This is a genomic window from Streptococcus australis ATCC 700641, from assembly GCF_000186465.1.
GTDB classification, from domain to species: Bacteria; Bacillota; Bacilli; order Lactobacillales; family Streptococcaceae; genus Streptococcus; species Streptococcus australis.
The window spans coordinates 1,585,334-1,603,285 of sequence record NZ_GL636091.1 but is presented as its reverse complement, the minus strand read 5'-3'; the positions used below and the strand labels follow the sequence as shown (position 1 = coordinate 1,603,285).

The window sequence follows — 17,952 nt, the reverse complement described above, 5'->3', positions numbered from 1 at the left end:
AATTCTAACCAATTACCGATTTCTGTCCCACTCTCTTGCTTATCATGAATTTTTGCGCATAAAGTAGAGAAGGGTTTGCAGTTCGCTGGTTAGATCGACATATTGGACAACCACATCCTTTGGAACTGTTAGGTGTACTGGAGAAAAGCTAAGGATTCCCTTGATACCAGCTTCAACCAGTAAATCTGCAACTTCTTGAGATTTTACACTTGGAACGGTTAAAATAGCTGTTTGAATCTCTTGACCCTCTAGTTTTTCTTTTAGTGTTGAGATGCCGTAAATCGGAATGTTATCTTTACTTTTAGTACCGATTAAGTCATGATCATCCGTATCAAATGCCATGACAATCTTCATTTTGTTTCGCTCATGGAAGCGATAGTGAAGCAGGGCACTTCCCATATTTCCAATCCCGACGATAGCAACATTGGTGATGGAGTTATCATTTAAGAGATCTGCGAAGAAGTTCATTAACTTTTTGACATCATAACCAAAACCACGTCGTCCTAACTCTCCGAAGTAGGAGAAGTCGCGACGAACAGTCGCGGAGTCAATACCGATGGCTTCAGCGATCTGTTTTGAATTTGCTCGCTCGATTTTCTCTGCATTAAAGCGTTTAAAAATGCGGTAATACAAGGAGAGTCGTTTGGCAGTAGCACGAGGAATTGGATTAGTCTTATCTTGTTTCACAATATCACAACCTTTCAAATCTATTGTATAAAAAGTTTGTGAATAAAGCAACTATCTTCTACTAAAAAAACACCAAAATGGTGCTTTTCTTTGTTAGTTGGAATTTCTTAAATTCTGATCAAACTGAATCAGATAGCGATAGAAGTCACCGATTCTTCCAGTGAAAGGTAAAATTTGTCCCTTGTAGGTCACGGAAACAACCTGATAGGAATCTGGAAGGGTCACACAGCCTGAAAAAGCTAATAGACAGTGATCCAAATTATCGTAGCTAATCTGACGTTCCTTTTGGTATGCATCCAAATAGGTGAGGACTAGAGGAGCATTGGTCATTACTTCTCAATCCTTTCAAAGATTTCGCGCTCAACTAAACTGTCCATGAGGAAGTAGAATTTTTGTTGGATGATTTTGTTTTCTGGATTTTTAAAAATATTTACCAAACGAAGGCCTGACTTGTCAGTAATGTTAATTTTAAATCCTGTTAAATCCTTATTGATAATAATTTTTAGCTTAAAGCCATCTCCGCTATTTGGGACAGCTTCTAATAGACGATTTAATTCGTAGTTTCCAACCTTTGTTTGGGCAAAGGTATTGTCGCGTAGGGTATATTTTTTAATATTTGAATGGATTGCGTATGTGTAGTCGCAGTCTGTTAATGAGACAGAGGTTTCAAATGCCATGTAATTCTCCTAAAATTTTTTGAATAGTGGTTATAAAAGTATCGACCTCAGCAGTCGTATTGAATTCAGATAAACTAATGCGAATAGATTCCTTCAAGCGAGGCGAAGCTTCGCCGTAATACGCTGCAAGGACATGACTTGGTTGAACAGTTCCTGCTGTACAAGCAGAGCCGGTTGAGACTGAAATCCCTGCCATGTCTAAACGAAGCAGTAAGATATCATTGCTGATACCAGGAAAGCCAATATTTAAGACATGAGGAAGTTTGGAGTCTGTGCTATTCAGATAGAAATCTAGATCTTCTAGGCCAATTAGGATACGTTCAGATAAGCTCTGAACATACTGATAATTTGCTTCTAACTGATCAGTTGCTTCTTTGAGGGCTTGAGCCATTCCAGCAATTGAAATCAAGTTCTCTGTACTAGCCCGACGCTTGTCTTCTTGGTCACCCCCGTGTAAGAGATTGAAAAAGTCAGGCTTTCTAGCATAGAGGATGCCAACCCCTTTTGGCCCATGAAATTTATGGGCGGATGCAGTTAGGAAATCGATCCCTAGCTCTTCTGGTGCTACAGAAAGTTTACCAACGGCCTGGACAGCATCGACATGAAAAGTAGCAGGATGGTCTTTTAAAAGGTCAGAAATGGCCTTGATGGGTAAGAGATCGCCTGTTTCGTTATTGGCATACATGGTGGATACCAAAATAGTATCGGGACGAAGTGCAGCTCGAATATCTTCAGGACGAATCTTTTGATCAACGGGTTGAATAACGGTCACTTCAAACCCAAACTCCTCGACCAAGTAATCAATCGGTTCCAAAACGGCATGGTGCTCAATAGCCGTGGTAATAATATGTTTTCCTTTTTGTCTATGTTTGAGACAGTAGCCCTTTATGACAGTGTTATTGCTTTCTGTCCCGCCAGAAGTGAAGGTGATCTGTTGACTAGAGGTTTTTAAACAAGTTGCAACACATTCCCTGGCATCTCTAAGAATTTTTTTTGCTTGGCGACCGTGGGAGTGGAGACTAGATGGATTTCCAAAACTGGTTTCCATCGTTTCTGTCATGACCTTAATTACTCCTGGGCTTAGAGGAGTGGTTGCTGCATTGTCAAAATAAATCACGCCATCACCTTATTTCTTATGGTATGCAAAGAGTGGACTAACTGGTTTACGCTCTTGGATACGAACAAGGGCATCCCCAATCAAATCGCTTGCAGTAATGTATTTTACATTTTTTGGTTTTTGTTCTTGGGTTGCTACAGAGTCTGTAACTAAAATTTCTTTAATCGGTGCTTGGTCTAGTAATTCTGCAGCTCCTTTAACGAAAAGTCCGTGACTAGAAACAGCATAAATCTCAGTAGCGCCATCTCGTTGGACAATTTTTGCAGCTTCAGAGAAGGTTTTTCCTGTATTCAAAATATCATCGATAAGGATTGCTTTTTTGCCTTTGACATCCCCGATGATGTAGCCTTCGTCACGACTGGCATCGTCTTGGGCGTAGTCAATGATGGCAATTGGGGCATCTAGATATTCAGCAAGATTACGTGCTCGTTTCACTCCGGAGTTTTTAGGACTGACAACCACTACATCTGAACCGGTTAAGCCCTGTTTGATATAGTGATCAGCAAATAGAGGAATCGTGAACAAGTTGTCTACTGGGATATCGAAGAAGCCTTGTACTTGAACAGCATGAAGATCGAGTGTTACAACACGGTCTACTCCTGCCTTGACCAACATATTGGCAACCAATTTTGCTGTAATCGGTTCGCGAGGAGCAGCGGTACGGTCTTGACGAGCATAACCAAAGTATGGAAGAACGACGTTAACGGTATGAGCACTAGCTCGTTGGCAAGCATCTACCATGATTAACAATTCCATCAGGTGATTGTTAACAGGGTAGCTGGTAGATTGGATGATATAAATATCATAGCCACGAACACTTTCTTCGATATTAATTTGGATTTCACCATCTGAGAATTGACGTGAAGAAAGCTTTCCGAGTGGGATCCCAGCAACTTCCGAAATTTTTTTTGCAATTTCTTGATTGGAGTTAAGTGCGAAGAGCTTCATATTGTTTTTTTCTGACATGTGTTTGATCCTCATTTAGATATTTTTGTCTAGTCTTATTTTAGCAAAAAAATTCAGTAATTTCAGCTTTTTAGCAAACTTTGAGCTAATCTTGCCACTTTACTTTTTGCTGGCTTGTATTCGATTTGTTTTTCCTTGAGAAATTCGTGAAAATAAGTTTCATCTGAGGCTGCATCCACCTCCATTTCCAATTCATAGTCCTCAATAGAGTTATACCGACTACGGTCAAAGGCTAATAAGCCTTTAGGGATTTTTTTCTCTCGTCTCTCTGTTTCTAGACTTCCCCAGACATCTAAGGCAGCTAGTGGAATTTCTAAATCAGTGAGAAAGTTGGCAATCTCACCTTGAGGGATTTTTTTCTTGGATAGAAAAGCTTCTACTTGATCAAATGTAAGGGCTTGATTGTATTCGAAATGTCCTGCCTCTTGCGGTACTTTAAGGGTTAGCTCAGCCCGATCCGCTAAGGTACGAATGCGCAAGGCCATCTTATGATTTCGGATAGCTTGGTCAGGCGTATCGATATAGTGATTGGTTTGTTCGATAGGAGGTTGGTCCTTGAAAAAATCTTCAAGAGAGTGGTATTCTTCCTTGGTTAGTAAGGTTTTAAATTCAATTTCTAAATGATTCATAGCTACGTCCTTTTCTTTCGTTTGCAAGCTCTTTATGATATAATAATAGATGTGTTTATTTTATACAAAAAACTTTGAGATGACAAGGTGATTCAATGGCGATTGATTGGGAAAATTTTTTAGATCCCTATATCCAAGCAGTTGGTGAGTTGAAGATTAAGCTTCGTGGGATAAGAAAGCAGTATCGCAAACAACAAAAGCATTCCCCAATCGAGTTTGTGACCGGTCGTGTGAAGCCGATTGAGAGTATTCTCGAAAAAATGGAACGCAGAAATATTACTGAAGAAAATCTGGCTCAAGATATGCAAGATATTGCTGGTCTACGGGTTATGGTTCAATTTGTAGACGACGTGGATGAAGTACTAGAAGTCCTGCGTAAGCGTCAGGATATGCGCGTGGTCCAAGAACGCGACTATATTCGTCACAAGAAATCAAGTGGGTATCGAAGCTACCATGTAGTGGTTGAATATCCAGTAGATACCATTAATGGCTATGAAACGATTTTGGCAGAGATACAGATTCGTACCCTGTCTATGAATTTTTGGGCTACCATTGAACACTCACTAAATTACAAATATAAAGGAGATTTTCCGGACGAGATTAAGAAACGTCTTGAAGTCACTGCGAATTTGGCCTATCAACTCGATGAGGAAATGGGAGCCATTCGTGATGCCATTCAGGAGGCGCAAGCTCTTTTTGATCCTATGCATCGTAAATTAAACGATGGCGTCGGAAATAGTGATGATACAGATGAGGACTACAGGTAAGAAGGTTTCGATTATTCGAAATCGCAAACGCCAAAGCGAAGAGGTCTTTCAACAACTTCGTTATAAATTAAAAAAGAATAATTTTATCTTGACTGAAAAACATCCGGATATCGTGATCTCCATCGGTGGGGATGGCATGTTGCTTTCGGCTTTTCATAAATACGAGAGTCAATTAGATCGGGTTCGTTTCGTCGGGGTGCATACAGGCCATCTTGGATTTTATACGGACTATCTAGATGATGAGATTGACAAACTAGTAGAAAATCTTAAGTATGATACGGGTGCCAAGGTGTCTTATCCAATCCTGAATGTCAAAGTGACTTTTGAAAATGGGGATACGAAGATTATGCGAGCTCTTAACGAAGCGACGATAAAACGCAGTGATCGAACCATGGTAGCTGATTTAACCATCAATGGCGTTCATTTTGAGCGGTTTAGAGGGGATGGTATTACGGTTTCGACCCCTACAGGTAGTACAGCTTACAACAAATCTTTGGGAGGAGCTGTTCTTCATCCGACCATCGAAGCGCTTCAGATTGCTGAAATCGCTAGTCTGAATAATCGTGTTTATCGAACTTTGGGGTCATCAATCATTGTTCCCAAAAAAGATAAGATTGAAATCACACCTAGCCGACCAGGTTTTCACATTCTCTCTGTTGATAATTCAACCTATTCTTATCGAAATATCGCTCATATCGAGTACCAGATTGATAACCACAAGATCAATTTCGTAGCGAGCCCAAGCCATACTAGTTTCTGGAATCGGGTCAAGGATGCCTTTATTGGAGATATTGACGAATGAGGTTTGAATTTATCGCTGACGAACATGTCAAGGTTAAAACCTTTCTGAAAAAGCATCAGGTTTCAAAGGGGTTATTGGCCAAGGTAAAGTTTTCTGGAGGGCAGATTTTAGTGAATGGCATTGAACAAAATGCCATATATCTTCTTGATATAGGAGATAAGGTAACGATTGATATTCCCTCTGAGGAAGGCTATGAAGCCTTGGAGGCCATTGATCGTGATTTGGAAATCTTGTATGAAGACGATCATTTCTTGGTCCTCAACAAACCGGCAGGAGTGGCATCCATTCCTAGCTCTCTTCATTCCAATACCATTGCAAACTTTGTCAAGGGCTACTACGTTCGTAACCAGTATGAGAATCAGCTGGTTCATATTGTCACCCGTTTAGACAAGGATACCAGTGGGATCATGCTCTTTGCTAAACATGGCTATGCCCATGCTCGCTTAGATAAACAACTTCAGGCCAAGACCATCCAAAAACATTACTTTGCATTGGTAAAGGGGAAGGGTGAGTTGGCAAGTAAGGGTGACATCATTGCCCCCATTGCGCGTGATGAAGACTCCATCATTACGCGAAAGGTAGCAAAAGGTGGCAAGTATGCTCATACCAGCTACCAAGTTGTTCAGTCTTTTGGTGATATTCATCTAGTAGATATCCAGTTGCATACAGGTCGGACCCATCAGATACGCGTTCACTTTTCCCATATCGGTTTTCCACTTTTGGGAGATGATCTCTATGGAGGGTCGTTAGAAGATGGGATTCTTAGACAAGCCTTGCATTGCCATTCCTTGGCTTTCTATCATCCTTTTTGGGAAGAAGAACTTCGAATTGAAAGTTCTTTGCCAGATGATTTTAGCCAAGTCTTAAAACAGTTATCAAATATTTAATTTTTTCAAAGGAGAAACTCATGGAAGTTTTTGAAAGCCTCAAAGCCAACCTCGTTGGTAAGAATGCTCGTATTGTATTACCAGAAGGTGAAGAGCCTCGTATTCTGCAAGCAGCAAAACGCATTGTCAAAGAAACAGACGTAACGCCTGTTTTGCTTGGTAATCCAGATAAAATTCGCATTTACCTTGAAATTGAAGGGATTTTGGAAGGATACGAAGTTATCGACCCGCATTCTTACTCAGACTTTGATGAGATGGTAGCTTCCTTGGTAGAACGTCGTAAGGGTAAGATGACAGAAAAAGAAGCGCGTCAAATTTTGCAAGACGATGTCAACTACTTTGGTGTCATGTTGGTACATCTGGGAATCGTTGATGGTATGGTGTCAGGTGCGATTCACTCAACAGCTGCAACTGTTCGTCCAGCTCTTCAAATTATCAAAACTCGTCCAAATGTCAAACGGACTTCTGGTGCTTTCCTTATGGTTCGTGGATCTGAACGTTACTTGTTTGGAGACTGTGCTATTAACATCAATCCAGATGCTGAAGGCTTGGCTGAAATTGCCATCAACTCTGCTATCACAGCCAAGATGTTTGGGATTTATCCGAAAATCGCTATGTTGAGCTATTCAACAAAAGGTTCTGGTTTCGGTGAAAGTGTTGATAAAGTTGTTGAAGCAACAAAAATTGCTCATGAACTTCGTCCAGACTTAGAAATTGATGGAGAATTGCAATTTGATGCTGCCTTTGTACCAGAAACTGCAGCTTTAAAGGCTCCAGGAAGCAAGGTAGCAGGACAAGCCAATGTCTTTATCTTCCCGGGTATTGAAGCAGGTAATATTGGTTACAAGATGGCAGAACGTCTTGGTGGGTTTGCCGCAGTAGGTCCAGTTTTGCAAGGGTTGAACAAGCCAGTGAACGACCTTTCTCGCGGATGTAATGCAGATGACGTTTACAAATTGACCTTGATCACAGCAGCTCAAGCTGTTGAACAATAAGAATGATTGAAAGGCTCGGGATTTCTCTGGGCCTTTTTATGGTAAAGCCAGAATCGCTAAAGAGAAGTCATTCTATGGTATACTAGGAATATGATGGATTTAAAAGATTACGGAATTACCATGTGGGAGGAGGAAAAAATTGCCTCTTTCCGAGAAAAGTTATTAGCCTGGTACGATGCGCATAAGCGGGACCTTCCATGGAGACGAACACAGGATCCCTATAAAATATGGATTTCAGAGATTATGCTTCAGCAGACACGAGTGGATACCGTCATTCCCTATTATGAACGCTTTTTAGACTGGTTTCCAACTATTAAGGATCTGGCCAATGCACCAGAAGAAAAGCTTCTAAAAGCTTGGGAAGGTTTGGGCTATTACTCAAGGGTTCGCAACATGCAGAAAGCTGCTCAGCAGATGATGGAAGACCACGGTGGTGTGTTTCCATCAAGCTATGAGGCTATCTCAAAACTTAAAGGAATTGGACCTTATACTGCTGGTGCCATTGCGAGTATTGCTTTTGGTTTGCCAGAGCCAGCTGTGGATGGCAATGTCATGCGTGTTCTAGCCCGCTTGTTTGAGGTGGACTACGATATAGGAGTCCCGACCAATCGCAAGATTTTTCAAGCGATGATGGAGTTCTTGATTGATCCGGACCGTCCTGGTGACTTCAATCAAGCCTTGATGGATTTGGGCTCAGATATTGAGTCCCCGGTCAACCCACGGCCTGAAGAGAGTCCTGTAAAAGAGTTTAGCGCGGCTTATCAACATGGAACCATGGATCGTTATCCCATTAAGGCTCCTAAGAAGAAACCAGTGCCAGTCTATCTAACAGCCTTTATTATAATGGATAACCAAGGACGTTACTTGCTGGAGAAAAATGAGCGAGAAGGACTATTGTCAGGCTTTTGGCATTTTCCTTTGATTGAAGTGGATAGTCTATCTGAGAACCTGGGCCAATTGTCTCTACTGGATGGGCAGGGGCATTCAGTAGACAACCCAGAAATTCTTTCCTTTGAACAGGACTATGACTTGACCATTGATTGGCAGGACAGATCTTATCCTATCGTCCAGCATGTCTTTTCACATCGCAAGTGGCAGGTTCAACTTCGTTACGGACTGGTAAAAGAAGGAGAGCAAGAATCAAGTGAATCGACTGTTTGGTTAAGACCTGATGAATTTTCAGATTATCCTTTTGCCAAACCCCAGCAAAAGATTTGGACGACTTTTACGGAAAACGAAAAATGAGAGTGGGACAGAAATCGGTCATTCGTTAGAATTCGATTTCGTCGTCCCACCTCCGCACAGTTGAGTAGGGCTGTAAAAGCTGATGGAATCAGCGTAGTAGAGCCCACTCAACCAATACGTCTTGCTCGACAATCCAAAGACAATTGAGAGGCTAGGACTTTTGTCCCAGCCTCATTTTTTTTATAGATGAGCGAATGTTTTGATTTCTTCTTCTGACATGGATGAGTCGCAGCGAACGCTAACTTCCCCAGCTTCGACATGTAAAAATCCTGGGACAGTTGGAATACCATAGGTAGAACGGAAGGCTTGCAAAGCATCAAGTTGACTTGGTTCTTCACTATTAATGAAGTAGATATGAGCTTTTGTTTCAGCTACGACAGTTGCTAATTTAGCAGCGAACTTCCGGCAGTAAGGACAAGTCTTGCGTCCAATAAAGAAGGTTGCTGTTTCTTTTTTGTCGATGGCTTCTTGTGCACGCGCAACAGTGGTTACTTCAAGATCTTTAATATCTTCTAAAAATTGTTCCATGAGATTACCTCGCTTTCTTATAAATCTAGTATGCCATAAAGGACGAAAAATTGCTGTATTTTGATACGAAAAAAGATGAGATTGATTGATCTCATCTTTTGTGGTTGCTTATTTTACAAAGGCATTGATTTCAGCTTCGATGTTAGCAATTTTAGCTTGAGAATCTTCGTTGCTTTCACCAACAACGGCAATGTAGAACTTGATTTTTGGTTCTGTACCTGAAGGGCGAACGGCAATCCATGAACCATCAGCAAGTGTGTATTTCAAGACATCACTTGGAGGAGTCGTTAAGGCTGTTACAGTGCCATCAGCTGCAGTAGATGTTTGTGCTTTGAAGTCTTCAGTGATTGAAACTGCTGTTGCGTTAAATTCTTTTGGACCATTTTCACGGAATTTCGCCATGATTGCTTTGATTTGCTCAGCACCATCGACACCCGAAAGGGTAACAGAGATTGTCTTTTCTGCGTAGTAGCCGTATTCTTTGTAGATTTCTTCGATACCGTCAGCAAGTGTTAAACCACGAGAACGGTAGTAAGCTGCAAGTTCAGCAACGACAAGAACGGCTTGGATGGCATCTTTATCACGTACGAAAGGCTTAATCAAGTAACCGAAGCTTTCTTCAAATCCCATCATGTAAGTGTGATTGTGTTTTTCTTCGAATTCTTGAATTTTTTCAGCGATAAATTTGAAACCAGTCAAGACGTTAAACATGGTTGCGCCGTAGCTTTCAGCAATCTTTGTTACCAAGTCAGTTGAAACAATCGATTTGCAGAGGGCTGCATTTTCTGGAAGAGTTCCAGCGTTTTTGTGAGCTTCCAAGATGTACTTAGCCATGATGGCACCGATTTGGTTCCCTGAAAGGTTGAGGTAGCTGCCATCTTTTTGAAGAACTTCAACACCGACACGGTCAGCGTCAGGGTCCGTTGCAACAAGAACATCTGCACCAACTTGACGACCAAGTTCTTCAGCAAGGGCAAAGGCTGCTTGGCTTTCTGGGTTTGGAGATTTTACAGTTGAGAAGTCTGGGTCAGCAGTTGCTTGCGCTTCGACAACTTGAACAGAGTCAAATCCTGCTTGGGCAAGAGCACGACGAGCCAACATTTCACCAGTACCATGCAGTGGTGTGTAGACAATCTTCATGTCTTTACCAAATTCTTCAATTAAGGCAGGGTTGATGTTAACGTCCTTAACTTCTTTGAGGTATTCCACATCTACAGCTTCGCCGATGACTTCAATCAAGCCAGAAGCTTTTTCAGCTTCTACATCAGCAACTTCTACAGCGAAAGGATTGTCGATAGCACGGATGTAGGTAGTCAAAGCGTCTGCATCGTGTGGAGGCATTTGTCCACCGTCTTCACCATATACCTTATAACCATTAAATGGAGCTGGGTTGTGGCTAGCAGTAATCATGATACCCGCAAAGCAGTTGAGGTGACGAACAGCGAATGAAAGCTCTGGAGTTGGACGGAGACTTTCAAAAACATAAGATTTAATTCCGTGTTTTGCAAGAACTGCTGCTGATTCAAAGGCAAACTCTGGAGAGAAGTGACGACTATCATAAGCGATGGCTACACCACGTTCTTTCTCGTTTCCACCTTTTGATTCGATCAAACGAGCCAAACCTTCAGTTGCTTGGCGAACAACGTAGATATTAATGCGGTTTGTACCAGCACCAATCAAACCACGCATACCAGCAGTACCGAATTCAAGGTTTGTGTAAAAGGCATCTTCCTTTGTTTTTTCATCCATGCTTTCCAAATCACGACGAAGATAGTCTGGAAGATCTGCGAAATCAACCCATTTTTGGTAGTTTTCTTGGTAAGTCATAGTGCAACTCCTTATTTCTATAAATTAATCGCTTACATTATAGCAAATTTTTTCAGAAAATTCTAGCGATAATTGTAAATCTTTTCAAAAATAAGGAGGGAATTTCGGATAAAAAAAGGTCCAGACAAATCTGTCTCGACCTAACCTTTTATTTTATTTTTTCAAGAGATGGGATGACAGCAACCGTGATAAGGACTGTCGCTATGACCTCAATGAGTGAGTTAGTGGATACAATTAAGCCAAGAAAATGTTGAATTCCTTTTCCAAAGCTGTTACCGAAGAAGAAGTAAATCCCGCTTAAAACGAATACAGTATTCGTCATAGAACCAATCATCCCAGCTAGCATCAGTCCTGTACGATTGCGGATCCATCTATAGACAAAATAAGGTGTTACCCCGATGAGAATACGCGGTACTATAGCGATGACGAGGGAGTAGAGATTTCCGTGAGGGACAAAAGGACTAAAGAGATAGCTTGCTGGGGTTAAAACCAGTGTATTCATGGTGACACTAAAGAGTCCCATAAGCAATCCTAAAGTAGCTCCAATTCGTGGCCCGTAAATAATGGAGGCAATCACAACAGGAATATGAACCAAGGTTGGTTGAATGCCTGATGGAACAAATTGCAGAATGAAGGATGTCACAAAATGAATGGTAATCATGACCGCAAAAAATATAGCAATGCGTGAAATGGATGAGGATTTTTTCATAAACAGTTCTCCTTAATAGTTTGGACAATAGTATCTACAGTTGCAAGAGCTCCAGCTCCTTGATCGCCACAAGCCAGTAATGCTTCACGCGGTGGGATGATTTGGTAGCCGTAGCTTTTTAGGGTTTCAAGATTGTTTTGAGTAGCGGGGTGGTCCAACATCTTGGTATTCATAGCGGGTGCTAGGAATTTCTTTACCTCAGATGGTAGGGCCAAAGCAGTGCTTGTTACGATATTATCTGCTAAGCCGTGGGCTAATTTTGCAATGGTATTGGCACTAGCAGGAGCGACTAGAAAGAGATCGGCCTCTTTCCCCAAGTCAATATGTTGGATTTGTTTTGGATCCTCTTCCGTCATAACCTCCACCAGGACAGCTTGTTTGGAGAGAACTTGAAGAGTAAGAGGAGTGATAAAAGCTGTGGCTGCAGGAGTCATGAGAACCTTCACCTGGTGACCGAGCTTGGTCAATTGACTGGTGATGTCTGCCGCCTTATAGGCAGAAATACTCCCTGTTACAGCTAGTAGAATATTGGCCATAGGGTTTTATCCTTTGTTTGTAATGTGATGGTAGATTTTTTGAGCAATATCTGATTTTGTTTCAGCTAGTTGAACATCTTGATCACTGACTAAGTAAGCACGATGTTTTCCGTCTTGAATTTCGCTTAAGTCATTGGCAACAATCATTTCTGCCTGATTCTTTTCGAGACTAGCACGTGCGACGGATAGGAGTTGATCCTGTGGTACATTAACCAGCAGTTTAAAGCCAATTAAGCGAATGTCAGGATTCCACGTTTTTACTAAGGAAATCAACTTAGGATTTTTCTTCAAAAAGAGGATTTGGTAATCTTCTTCCGATGAAATCTTCGGTTCTTGATTGGTTTGCTGGAGAAATTGCTCTAAATTAGCAGCTTCTTTGACGGCTTGAAAACCTGACATATAGACAGGACTGTAGTCAGAGACAGCCATTGCATGGATGAGGACTTGGTGTGTTGGAGTTTCTTTCTCAAGAACTGTCTGAAGTTCAGCGACATCTTTGATGATCACTTTTGTTAAACGAGGATGTGCTTTCGGTTGAACCGCAGTTGGGGTGGTCACCAAAGTCACAGAAAATCCTGCCTCTAAAAATTGTTCGGAAATGATTTTTCCAAGTTGACCAGTGGAATGGTTAGTAATCGAACGAACTTGATCGATTTTTTCACTCGTTCCACCAGAAGTAATCAAAATATTCATAGGCTTATTTTACAAGAATTTTATATTTTAGTAAAGCCAAGAACACGGGTCTTCTTTTGTTTTTTTGTGGGGGAAAATGGAAGTAATGGGTAGGAATAGGGGACTCATAGTTATTTCGTATAGAGAGCTATAAAAAATTGGAATAAAGGGCGAAAAGGTCCATTTTAAAGGCAAAATCCGAACGAACTGGTAAAGTTTGAAATTTAAAATATATATCCTTGTGATATTTCTGTATAATAGATTTATTATATAGTGAGGAGATTCAGATGAAGACAGATATCGAGATTGCACAAAGTATTGAATTGAAACCAATCACAGATGTGGTAGAGAAATTGGGGATTCAGTTCGATGACTTAGAACTCTATGGAAAGTACAAGGCGAAATTAACCTTTGATAAGATCCAAGCGGTTCAGAAGGAAGAGCCAGGAAAACTTATCTTGGTGACAGCTATTAATCCGACTCCAGCAGGTGAAGGGAAGTCTACCATCACCATTGGTTTGGCAGATGCTTTAAATAAAATCGGGAAACAAACCATGATTGCCATTCGTGAACCTTCCTTAGGTCCAGTAATGGGGATTAAAGGGGGAGCAGCAGGTGGAGGCTATGCCCAAGTTCTCCCTATGGAGGATATCAACCTTCATTTCACGGGTGACATGCATGCCATTACGACAGCCAACAATGCTCTTTCAGCTTTGATCGACAATCATTTGCATCAAGGAAATGAGCTAGGCATCGACCAACGTCGGATTATCTGGAAACGGGTAGTGGACTTGAATGACCGTGCTTTGCGTCATGTTTCTGTCGGTCTCGGCGGCCCTCTCAATGGGATTCCTCGTGAAGATGGGTTTGATATCACTGTTGCTTCTGAGATTATGGCCATTCTTTGCTTGGCGACAGATATTGAAGACTTGAAAGGCCGTTTGGCTAATATTGTGATCGGGTACCGCTATGATAGTAGTCCAGTTTATGTCCGCGATTTAGAAGTGGAAGGGGCGCTTGCTTTAATCCTGAAAGATGCGATCAAGCCAAATTTGGTTCAAACCATCTATGGAACTCCAGCCTTTGTTCATGGGGGACCTTTTGCTAATATTGCCCATGGATGTAATTCGGTTTTAGCTACCTCAACCGCTCTTCGTTTAGCCGATTACGTGGTAACAGAAGCAGGTTTTGGGGCGGATTTGGGAGCTGAAAAATTCTTGGATATCAAAACACCAAATCTTCCTGTTAGCCCATCTGCAGTTGTCATTGTCGCAACGATTCGTGCTTTGAAGATGAATGGTGGAGTTGCCAAAGATGCTCTTTCTGAAGAAAATGTAGAAGCTGTTCGTTCAGGTTTTGCTAACTTGGAGCGCCACGTAGAAAATATGCGTAAGTTCGGAGTTCCTGTAGTAGTGGCTATTAATGAATTTGTCACAGATACAGAAGCTGAAATTGCAGCTCTGAAAGAACTCTGTGCTTCTATTCAAGTTCCTGTTGAACTGGCGAGCGTTTGGGCTGATGGTGCTGATGGAGGGTTGGCCCTAGCAGAAACAGTAGTGAAGACACTTGAAACAAGTCCAGCCAACTACTCTCGTCTTTATGATAATGACCTTTCTGTTGAAGAAAAGATCACTAAGATTGCCCAAGAAATTTACCGTGCAGACAATGTTGTCTTTGAGAAAAAAGCCAAAACTCAGATTGCTCAAATCGTGAAAAATGGCTGGGACAAGTTGCCAGTTTGTATGGCTAAAACCCAATATAGTTTTTCAGATGATCCAAGTCTCCTCGGGGCGCCAACTGGTTTTGACATTACCATTCGCGAATTGGTACCTAAGACTGGCGCAGGCTTCATTGTCGCTTTGACAGGTGAAGTGATGACCATGCCTGGATTACCAAAACGTCCTGCTGCTTTGAACATGGATGTAGCAGAAGATGGTCTTATTATTGGTTTATTTTAAAAATTAATAATTACATGGAGAAGGTTATGTTTGAAAAGTATTCGGAACAGATTCTATCAGAGTTTGATGACACGATTGGAAAATATGAAAGACTTTTAGAATATACTAAAACTACGCTAAAAAGTTTATTAAATGAAAAAAACATTAAGTTTCATGAAATTGAAGGAAGAATAAAAGATAAAGAAAGCTTAAAAAAGAAAATTGAAATAAAAGATAAATATACTGAGCTTTCTGATATAACTGATATTTGTGGTCTGAGGATTATAACTTTTTTTTCGGATGATGTAGATAGAATTGCCAACCTTTTAGAAAAGGAATTTAATTTAGATAAAGAAAATTCCATAGATAAACGAAAAAGTCAAGATCCAACAAAATTTGGTTATGTATCTTTACATTATATTTTACAATTAGATGGTATTAGAGCTGACCTGTCTGAAAATTTATGTTTGAAAGGTTTGAAATTTGAAGTTCAGATAAGGACAATTCTACAGCATGCTTGGGCTGAGATTGAACATGATTTCGGTTATAAAACTGAGCGAGATGTACCTGAAAATATAAGAAGAAGATTTTCTAGATTAGCTGGTTTAATAGAATTGGCTGATGATGAATTCATTGAAATTAAAAAATATGAGAAAGATTATCTTAATAGAGTTGAGGAAGAAATAATTAACCAATCAAAAAGTACTCAAATTGATTCTGTTAGTATTACTGCGTTATTAGATAGCGATTCTTATATGAATTTTATTAAAGAAAAATATAGTGAAAACAACATAGAAATTAGAACTCCTGGAGGTAAGTTCAAAGATGAAAGGATTTCTAAAATAGTTAGTTGCTGTGAATCTTTAGGTATTAATACAATTGAAGAATTGTTTGGAAGATTTAAGGAAGAATTTCCAGCATATTTTGAAGATTGGATTAAGGATAGAGCAAATTATTTTTATACATGGAATATTACACCATTGTTAGATATTTTATTATATATTAAACAATCTAATTAAGAATATAATATAGAGGTTGGCTGACAACCTCTATTTTTGTGTTTTGAGTTATAATAGAGAGATAGAAAGCGAGAGGAACATGCTGAAGATACGACCAGTCACTCTTAAAGATGCTCCTGAACTTGTCAGGATTTATGCTCCTTATGTTGAGAAAACAGCCATCACTTTCGAATACCAGATTCCGACAATTGAGGAATTTGAAGGGCGTATCGAAAAGATCCTTCAACGATTTCCCTATTTAGTAGCTGAAGAAGACGGTCAAGTCCTTGCTTATGCCTATGGGTCGACCTATTATGATCGATCAGCTTACGATTGGGCCGTGGAAGTATCCGTTTATGTGGATCAAGACCATCGTGGGCAAGGATTGGGTTCTCGTTTGTATGAGGCGTTAGAAATGGAATTGGAGGCGCGTGGTTATTTACGTTTTTTAGCTTGTATCGCTCTTCCTAATCCAGCTAGTATTGCTCTGCATGAGAAACGGGGCTATGTGAAAGTTGCTCATTTTCCTAAGATTGGCTATAAATTTGATCAATGGCATGATATTGTCTGGATGCAAAAAACAATCGAAGGGCCTGTAAAGCCCCTAATGTAAAAAACTGATGAAACTTGGCTTTCCTCTATTCTTTGAGAGGAATTCTAAAGCGAGCCTCTTGACAGCTCATATAATGTCATGGTAGACTAGATTCATGCGATGAGTCGATTGGCTCTTAGGAGCCTTTTGCGCTGAGGAGGTCTACATTCAATTGTAACGCAGGAGCGGACCTTGAACAGTTTTGTGAACCGGCTGTTCTCATCGAGAGATGCCTCGATCCCTTACCATTTGGTAAGGGATTTTTTTGTAGAAATTCATTGCAAGCAAATACTTAAATTTGTTTGCCACTTAAGACTACCGGTGATATAATGATGTAAATAAATGGTTTCATTTGTGTTTGAAAGGAGATGGTTATAGTGTATGATCAAAACAGTCCAAACAACAAGTGGTCACAAGAAACGTTTCAACGTATCAGTGAACTGGAGAAATTAGAACAATATCAGGCTAAGTTGCTAATTATGAAGGAACAAATGAAGAATAATCTTCATTGGAGAAACGCCACTATTCTTGGTGGTATTCTAGCTTTTCTCTCCTTCCAACTTGTTAGATGGCGAGCAGCGATTGTTATCATTCTTCTTGTAGTGGTGTTTTATTATTTACCAGCATACAAAAAACGAAAAGCCTTATTCGGAGATCAGGTTCGATCCAATGAAGAGATTTATATTACAGATTTTCTTTGTCCCATCCTGAAAGAAGTTTTTCCTCAAGCGGAGCTAACTCTGACAGCTGACTACCCAATGAATGTCCTGCAGGTCATTAGTCCGAGATCGACTAAGTTTGATTTCTTTCATCAATTGTCTTTCCATGATGAAAAGAATCTCGTAGTAGCCAATCTCTATGCTTATCACATCGAGACGCGAACCGAAAGAGACTCTAGTGGGGAAACTCATACGGTCAGAGAAGAAGTTGAAGATTTTGCTGGTCAGATTTTTTCATTAAAGGCTCCCATCTCATTTCCAGGGCACTTGAGAGTTGTTCCAACCAAGAAATCTTTGTTTTTAAAAAGAGAACTAAAAGGTGCCTATCCGGGTGCTGGACCTAATGAAGTCCAAATTGAAACAGAAGATATCCGAAACAATGAAAATTACAATATTTATTGTACAGATGAACTGGCTGCTCGAAAATTCTTAAAACCCAAGATCCTAGAATGGTTTGATCAGCAAATTTCTCAAAATGCTATGTGTGTGTATTTAGTACAAGATACACTCTATATTTCCTTATATACTAACCGCTACTTTTTCCCAACCCCCAATAGAAAAGAGGCAATCGAAAGTCTTTCGATTGCTGCAGAGTATCAAAAGCTCTGTAGAGAGATTGATCTCATTGATGAATTAACCAATATTTTTAAAGGAGAATAACT

Annotated in this window: 20 protein-coding genes; 9 read left to right on the top strand and 11 right to left on the bottom strand. The window is 40.4% G+C overall.

Translation table 11 applies throughout. The annotated features are described in order from the left end of the window. Positions 1-42: 42 nt before the first annotated feature. From HMPREF9421_RS07470 to HMPREF9421_RS07445, 6 genes are all read right to left on the bottom strand, one after another. Entirely contained in the window at positions 43-687 is a 645-nt protein-coding gene (locus tag HMPREF9421_RS07470; protein ID WP_040803064.1) for a redox-sensing transcriptional repressor Rex, read from the bottom strand. 93 nt (positions 688-780) lie between these two features. Continuing rightward, positions 781-1,017 carry a DUF4649 family protein gene (locus tag HMPREF9421_RS07465; protein WP_006596410.1) on the bottom strand — a complete coding sequence of 79 codons (237 nt, stop codon included), beginning with the start codon at positions 1,015-1,017 and terminating at the stop codon, positions 781-783. Beyond that, positions 1,017-1,364 (bottom strand): DUF1831 domain-containing protein, encoded by a 348-nt coding sequence (locus HMPREF9421_RS07460; protein ID WP_006596409.1) that lies wholly within the window; start codon positions 1,362-1,364, stop codon positions 1,017-1,019. The genes HMPREF9421_RS07465 and HMPREF9421_RS07460 overlap by 1 nt, the downstream gene beginning before the upstream one ends. Next, positions 1,354-2,481 carry a cysteine desulfurase family protein gene (locus HMPREF9421_RS07455; protein WP_006596408.1) on the bottom strand — a complete coding sequence of 376 codons (1,128 nt, stop codon included), beginning with the start codon at positions 2,479-2,481 and terminating at the stop codon, positions 1,354-1,356. Before HMPREF9421_RS07455 ends, HMPREF9421_RS07460 begins: the two co-directional genes overlap by 11 nt. A gap of 9 nt (positions 2,482-2,490) precedes the next feature. Next, the gene (locus HMPREF9421_RS07450) at positions 2,491-3,447 is read right to left on the bottom strand and encodes a ribose-phosphate diphosphokinase (protein ID WP_040803062.1); all 957 of its coding nucleotides are present in this window, start codon (positions 3,445-3,447) and stop codon (positions 2,491-2,493) included. Between the two features lie 62 nt (positions 3,448-3,509). Further along, complete coding sequence (locus HMPREF9421_RS07445; protein WP_006597251.1) at positions 3,510-4,076, bottom strand: CYTH domain-containing protein; 567 nt, start codon at positions 4,074-4,076, stop codon at positions 3,510-3,512. A 95-nt stretch (positions 4,077-4,171) separates the two neighbouring features. On the opposite strand from HMPREF9421_RS07445, the gene yjbM reads away from it, so the two are divergent. The 5 genes from yjbM to mutY all read left to right on the top strand — a co-directional run bounded on the left by yjbM (position 4,172) and on the right by mutY (position 8,772). After that, positions 4,172-4,843 (top strand): GTP diphosphokinase, encoded by a 672-nt coding sequence (gene yjbM, locus HMPREF9421_RS07440; protein WP_006596405.1) that lies wholly within the window; start codon positions 4,172-4,174, stop codon positions 4,841-4,843. Beyond that, the gene (locus HMPREF9421_RS07435; protein WP_006597238.1) at positions 4,827-5,645 is read left to right on the top strand and encodes an NAD kinase; all 819 of its coding nucleotides are present in this window, start codon (positions 4,827-4,829) and stop codon (positions 5,643-5,645) included. The genes yjbM and HMPREF9421_RS07435 overlap by 17 nt, the downstream gene beginning before the upstream one ends. Beyond that, positions 5,642-6,532, top strand: a complete 891-nt coding sequence (locus HMPREF9421_RS07430; RefSeq protein WP_006596403.1) for an RluA family pseudouridine synthase — start codon at positions 5,642-5,644, stop codon at positions 6,530-6,532. The genes HMPREF9421_RS07435 and HMPREF9421_RS07430 overlap by 4 nt, the downstream gene beginning before the upstream one ends. A 20-nt stretch (positions 6,533-6,552) precedes the next feature. Next, positions 6,553-7,527: a phosphate acetyltransferase gene (gene pta, locus HMPREF9421_RS07425; protein ID WP_006596402.1), complete on the top strand. Its 975-nt coding sequence runs from the start codon at positions 6,553-6,555 to the stop codon at positions 7,525-7,527. 90 nt (positions 7,528-7,617) lie between these two features. Then, on the top strand, positions 7,618-8,772 hold the full coding sequence (gene mutY, locus HMPREF9421_RS07420) for an A/G-specific adenine glycosylase (RefSeq protein WP_006596401.1): 1,155 nt from the start codon (positions 7,618-7,620) through the stop codon (positions 8,770-8,772). 180 nt (positions 8,773-8,952) lie between these two features. Here the strand turns inward: mutY and HMPREF9421_RS07415 are convergent, their stop codons facing one another. The 5 genes from HMPREF9421_RS07415 to HMPREF9421_RS07395 all read right to left on the bottom strand — a co-directional run bounded on the left by HMPREF9421_RS07415 (position 8,953) and on the right by HMPREF9421_RS07395 (position 13,065). Continuing rightward, complete coding sequence (locus HMPREF9421_RS07415; RefSeq protein WP_006596400.1) at positions 8,953-9,300, bottom strand: DUF6568 family protein; 348 nt, start codon at positions 9,298-9,300, stop codon at positions 8,953-8,955. A gap of 108 nt (positions 9,301-9,408) precedes the next feature. Next, complete coding sequence (locus tag HMPREF9421_RS07410; RefSeq protein WP_006596399.1) at positions 9,409-11,127, bottom strand: phospho-sugar mutase; 1,719 nt, start codon at positions 11,125-11,127, stop codon at positions 9,409-9,411. A 148-nt stretch (positions 11,128-11,275) separates the two neighbouring features. Next, entirely contained in the window at positions 11,276-11,836 is a 561-nt protein-coding gene (locus HMPREF9421_RS07405) for an ECF transporter S component (protein ID WP_006596398.1), read from the bottom strand. Next, the gene (coaC, locus tag HMPREF9421_RS07400) at positions 11,833-12,372 is read right to left on the bottom strand and encodes a phosphopantothenoylcysteine decarboxylase (protein ID WP_006596397.1); all 540 of its coding nucleotides are present in this window, start codon (positions 12,370-12,372) and stop codon (positions 11,833-11,835) included. The genes HMPREF9421_RS07405 and coaC overlap by 4 nt, the downstream gene beginning before the upstream one ends. A 6-nt stretch (positions 12,373-12,378) precedes the next feature. Then, positions 12,379-13,065, bottom strand: coding sequence for a phosphopantothenate--cysteine ligase (locus tag HMPREF9421_RS07395; RefSeq protein ID WP_006596396.1), 687 nt, complete (start codon positions 13,063-13,065; stop codon positions 12,379-12,381). Between the two features lie 266 nt (positions 13,066-13,331). Here HMPREF9421_RS07395 and HMPREF9421_RS07390 point away from each other — a divergent pair, with 266 nt between their 5' ends. The 4 genes from HMPREF9421_RS07390 to HMPREF9421_RS07375 all read left to right on the top strand — a co-directional run bounded on the left by HMPREF9421_RS07390 (position 13,332) and on the right by HMPREF9421_RS07375 (position 17,950). Further along, positions 13,332-15,002: a formate--tetrahydrofolate ligase gene (locus tag HMPREF9421_RS07390; RefSeq protein WP_006596395.1), complete on the top strand. Its 1,671-nt coding sequence runs from the start codon at positions 13,332-13,334 to the stop codon at positions 15,000-15,002. Between the two features lie 26 nt (positions 15,003-15,028). Next, on the top strand, positions 15,029-16,000 hold the full coding sequence (locus HMPREF9421_RS07385; RefSeq protein ID WP_006597234.1) for a GTP pyrophosphokinase: 972 nt from the start codon (positions 15,029-15,031) through the stop codon (positions 15,998-16,000). Between the two features lie 79 nt (positions 16,001-16,079). Continuing rightward, complete coding sequence (locus HMPREF9421_RS07380) at positions 16,080-16,592, top strand: GNAT family N-acetyltransferase (RefSeq protein WP_006596393.1); 513 nt, start codon at positions 16,080-16,082, stop codon at positions 16,590-16,592. Positions 16,593-16,939: 347 nt separating this feature from the next. After that, positions 16,940-17,950: a DUF3137 domain-containing protein gene (locus HMPREF9421_RS07375; RefSeq protein ID WP_006596392.1), complete on the top strand. Its 1,011-nt coding sequence runs from the start codon at positions 16,940-16,942 to the stop codon at positions 17,948-17,950. Positions 17,951-17,952 lie beyond the last annotated feature (2 nt).

Coding starts and splice junctions, on each gene's coding strand:
- HMPREF9421_RS07465 (WP_006596410.1), bottom strand. CDS start 1,017: ATGACCAATGCTCCTCTAGTCCTCACCTATTTGGATGCATACCAAAAG.
- HMPREF9421_RS07460 (WP_006596409.1), bottom strand. CDS start 1,364: ATGGCATTTGAAACCTCTGTCTCATTAACAGACTGCGACTACACATAC.
- HMPREF9421_RS07450 (WP_040803062.1), bottom strand. CDS start 3,447: ATGTCAGAAAAAAACAATATGAAGCTCTTCGCACTTAACTCCAATCAA.
- HMPREF9421_RS07445 (WP_006597251.1), bottom strand. CDS start 4,076: ATGAATCATTTAGAAATTGAATTTAAAACCTTACTAACCAAGGAAGAA.
- yjbM (WP_006596405.1), top strand. CDS start 4,172: ATGGCGATTGATTGGGAAAATTTTTTAGATCCCTATATCCAAGCAGTT.
- HMPREF9421_RS07435 (WP_006597238.1), top strand. CDS start 4,827: ATGAGGACTACAGGTAAGAAGGTTTCGATTATTCGAAATCGCAAACGC.
- HMPREF9421_RS07430 (WP_006596403.1), top strand. CDS start 5,642: ATGAGGTTTGAATTTATCGCTGACGAACATGTCAAGGTTAAAACCTTT.
- pta (WP_006596402.1), top strand. CDS start 6,553: ATGGAAGTTTTTGAAAGCCTCAAAGCCAACCTCGTTGGTAAGAATGCT.
- mutY (WP_006596401.1), top strand. CDS start 7,618: ATGATGGATTTAAAAGATTACGGAATTACCATGTGGGAGGAGGAAAAA.
- HMPREF9421_RS07415 (WP_006596400.1), bottom strand. CDS start 9,300: ATGGAACAATTTTTAGAAGATATTAAAGATCTTGAAGTAACCACTGTT.
- HMPREF9421_RS07410 (WP_006596399.1), bottom strand. CDS start 11,127: ATGACTTACCAAGAAAACTACCAAAAATGGGTTGATTTCGCAGATCTT.
- HMPREF9421_RS07405 (WP_006596398.1), bottom strand. CDS start 11,836: ATGAAAAAATCCTCATCCATTTCACGCATTGCTATATTTTTTGCGGTC.
- coaC (WP_006596397.1), bottom strand. CDS start 12,372: ATGGCCAATATTCTACTAGCTGTAACAGGGAGTATTTCTGCCTATAAG.
- HMPREF9421_RS07395 (WP_006596396.1), bottom strand. CDS start 13,065: ATGAATATTTTGATTACTTCTGGTGGAACGAGTGAAAAAATCGATCAA.
- HMPREF9421_RS07390 (WP_006596395.1), top strand. CDS start 13,332: ATGAAGACAGATATCGAGATTGCACAAAGTATTGAATTGAAACCAATC.
- HMPREF9421_RS07385 (WP_006597234.1), top strand. CDS start 15,029: ATGTTTGAAAAGTATTCGGAACAGATTCTATCAGAGTTTGATGACACG.
- HMPREF9421_RS07380 (WP_006596393.1), top strand. CDS start 16,080: ATGCTGAAGATACGACCAGTCACTCTTAAAGATGCTCCTGAACTTGTC.
- HMPREF9421_RS07375 (WP_006596392.1), top strand. CDS start 16,940: ATGGTTATAGTGTATGATCAAAACAGTCCAAACAACAAGTGGTCACAA.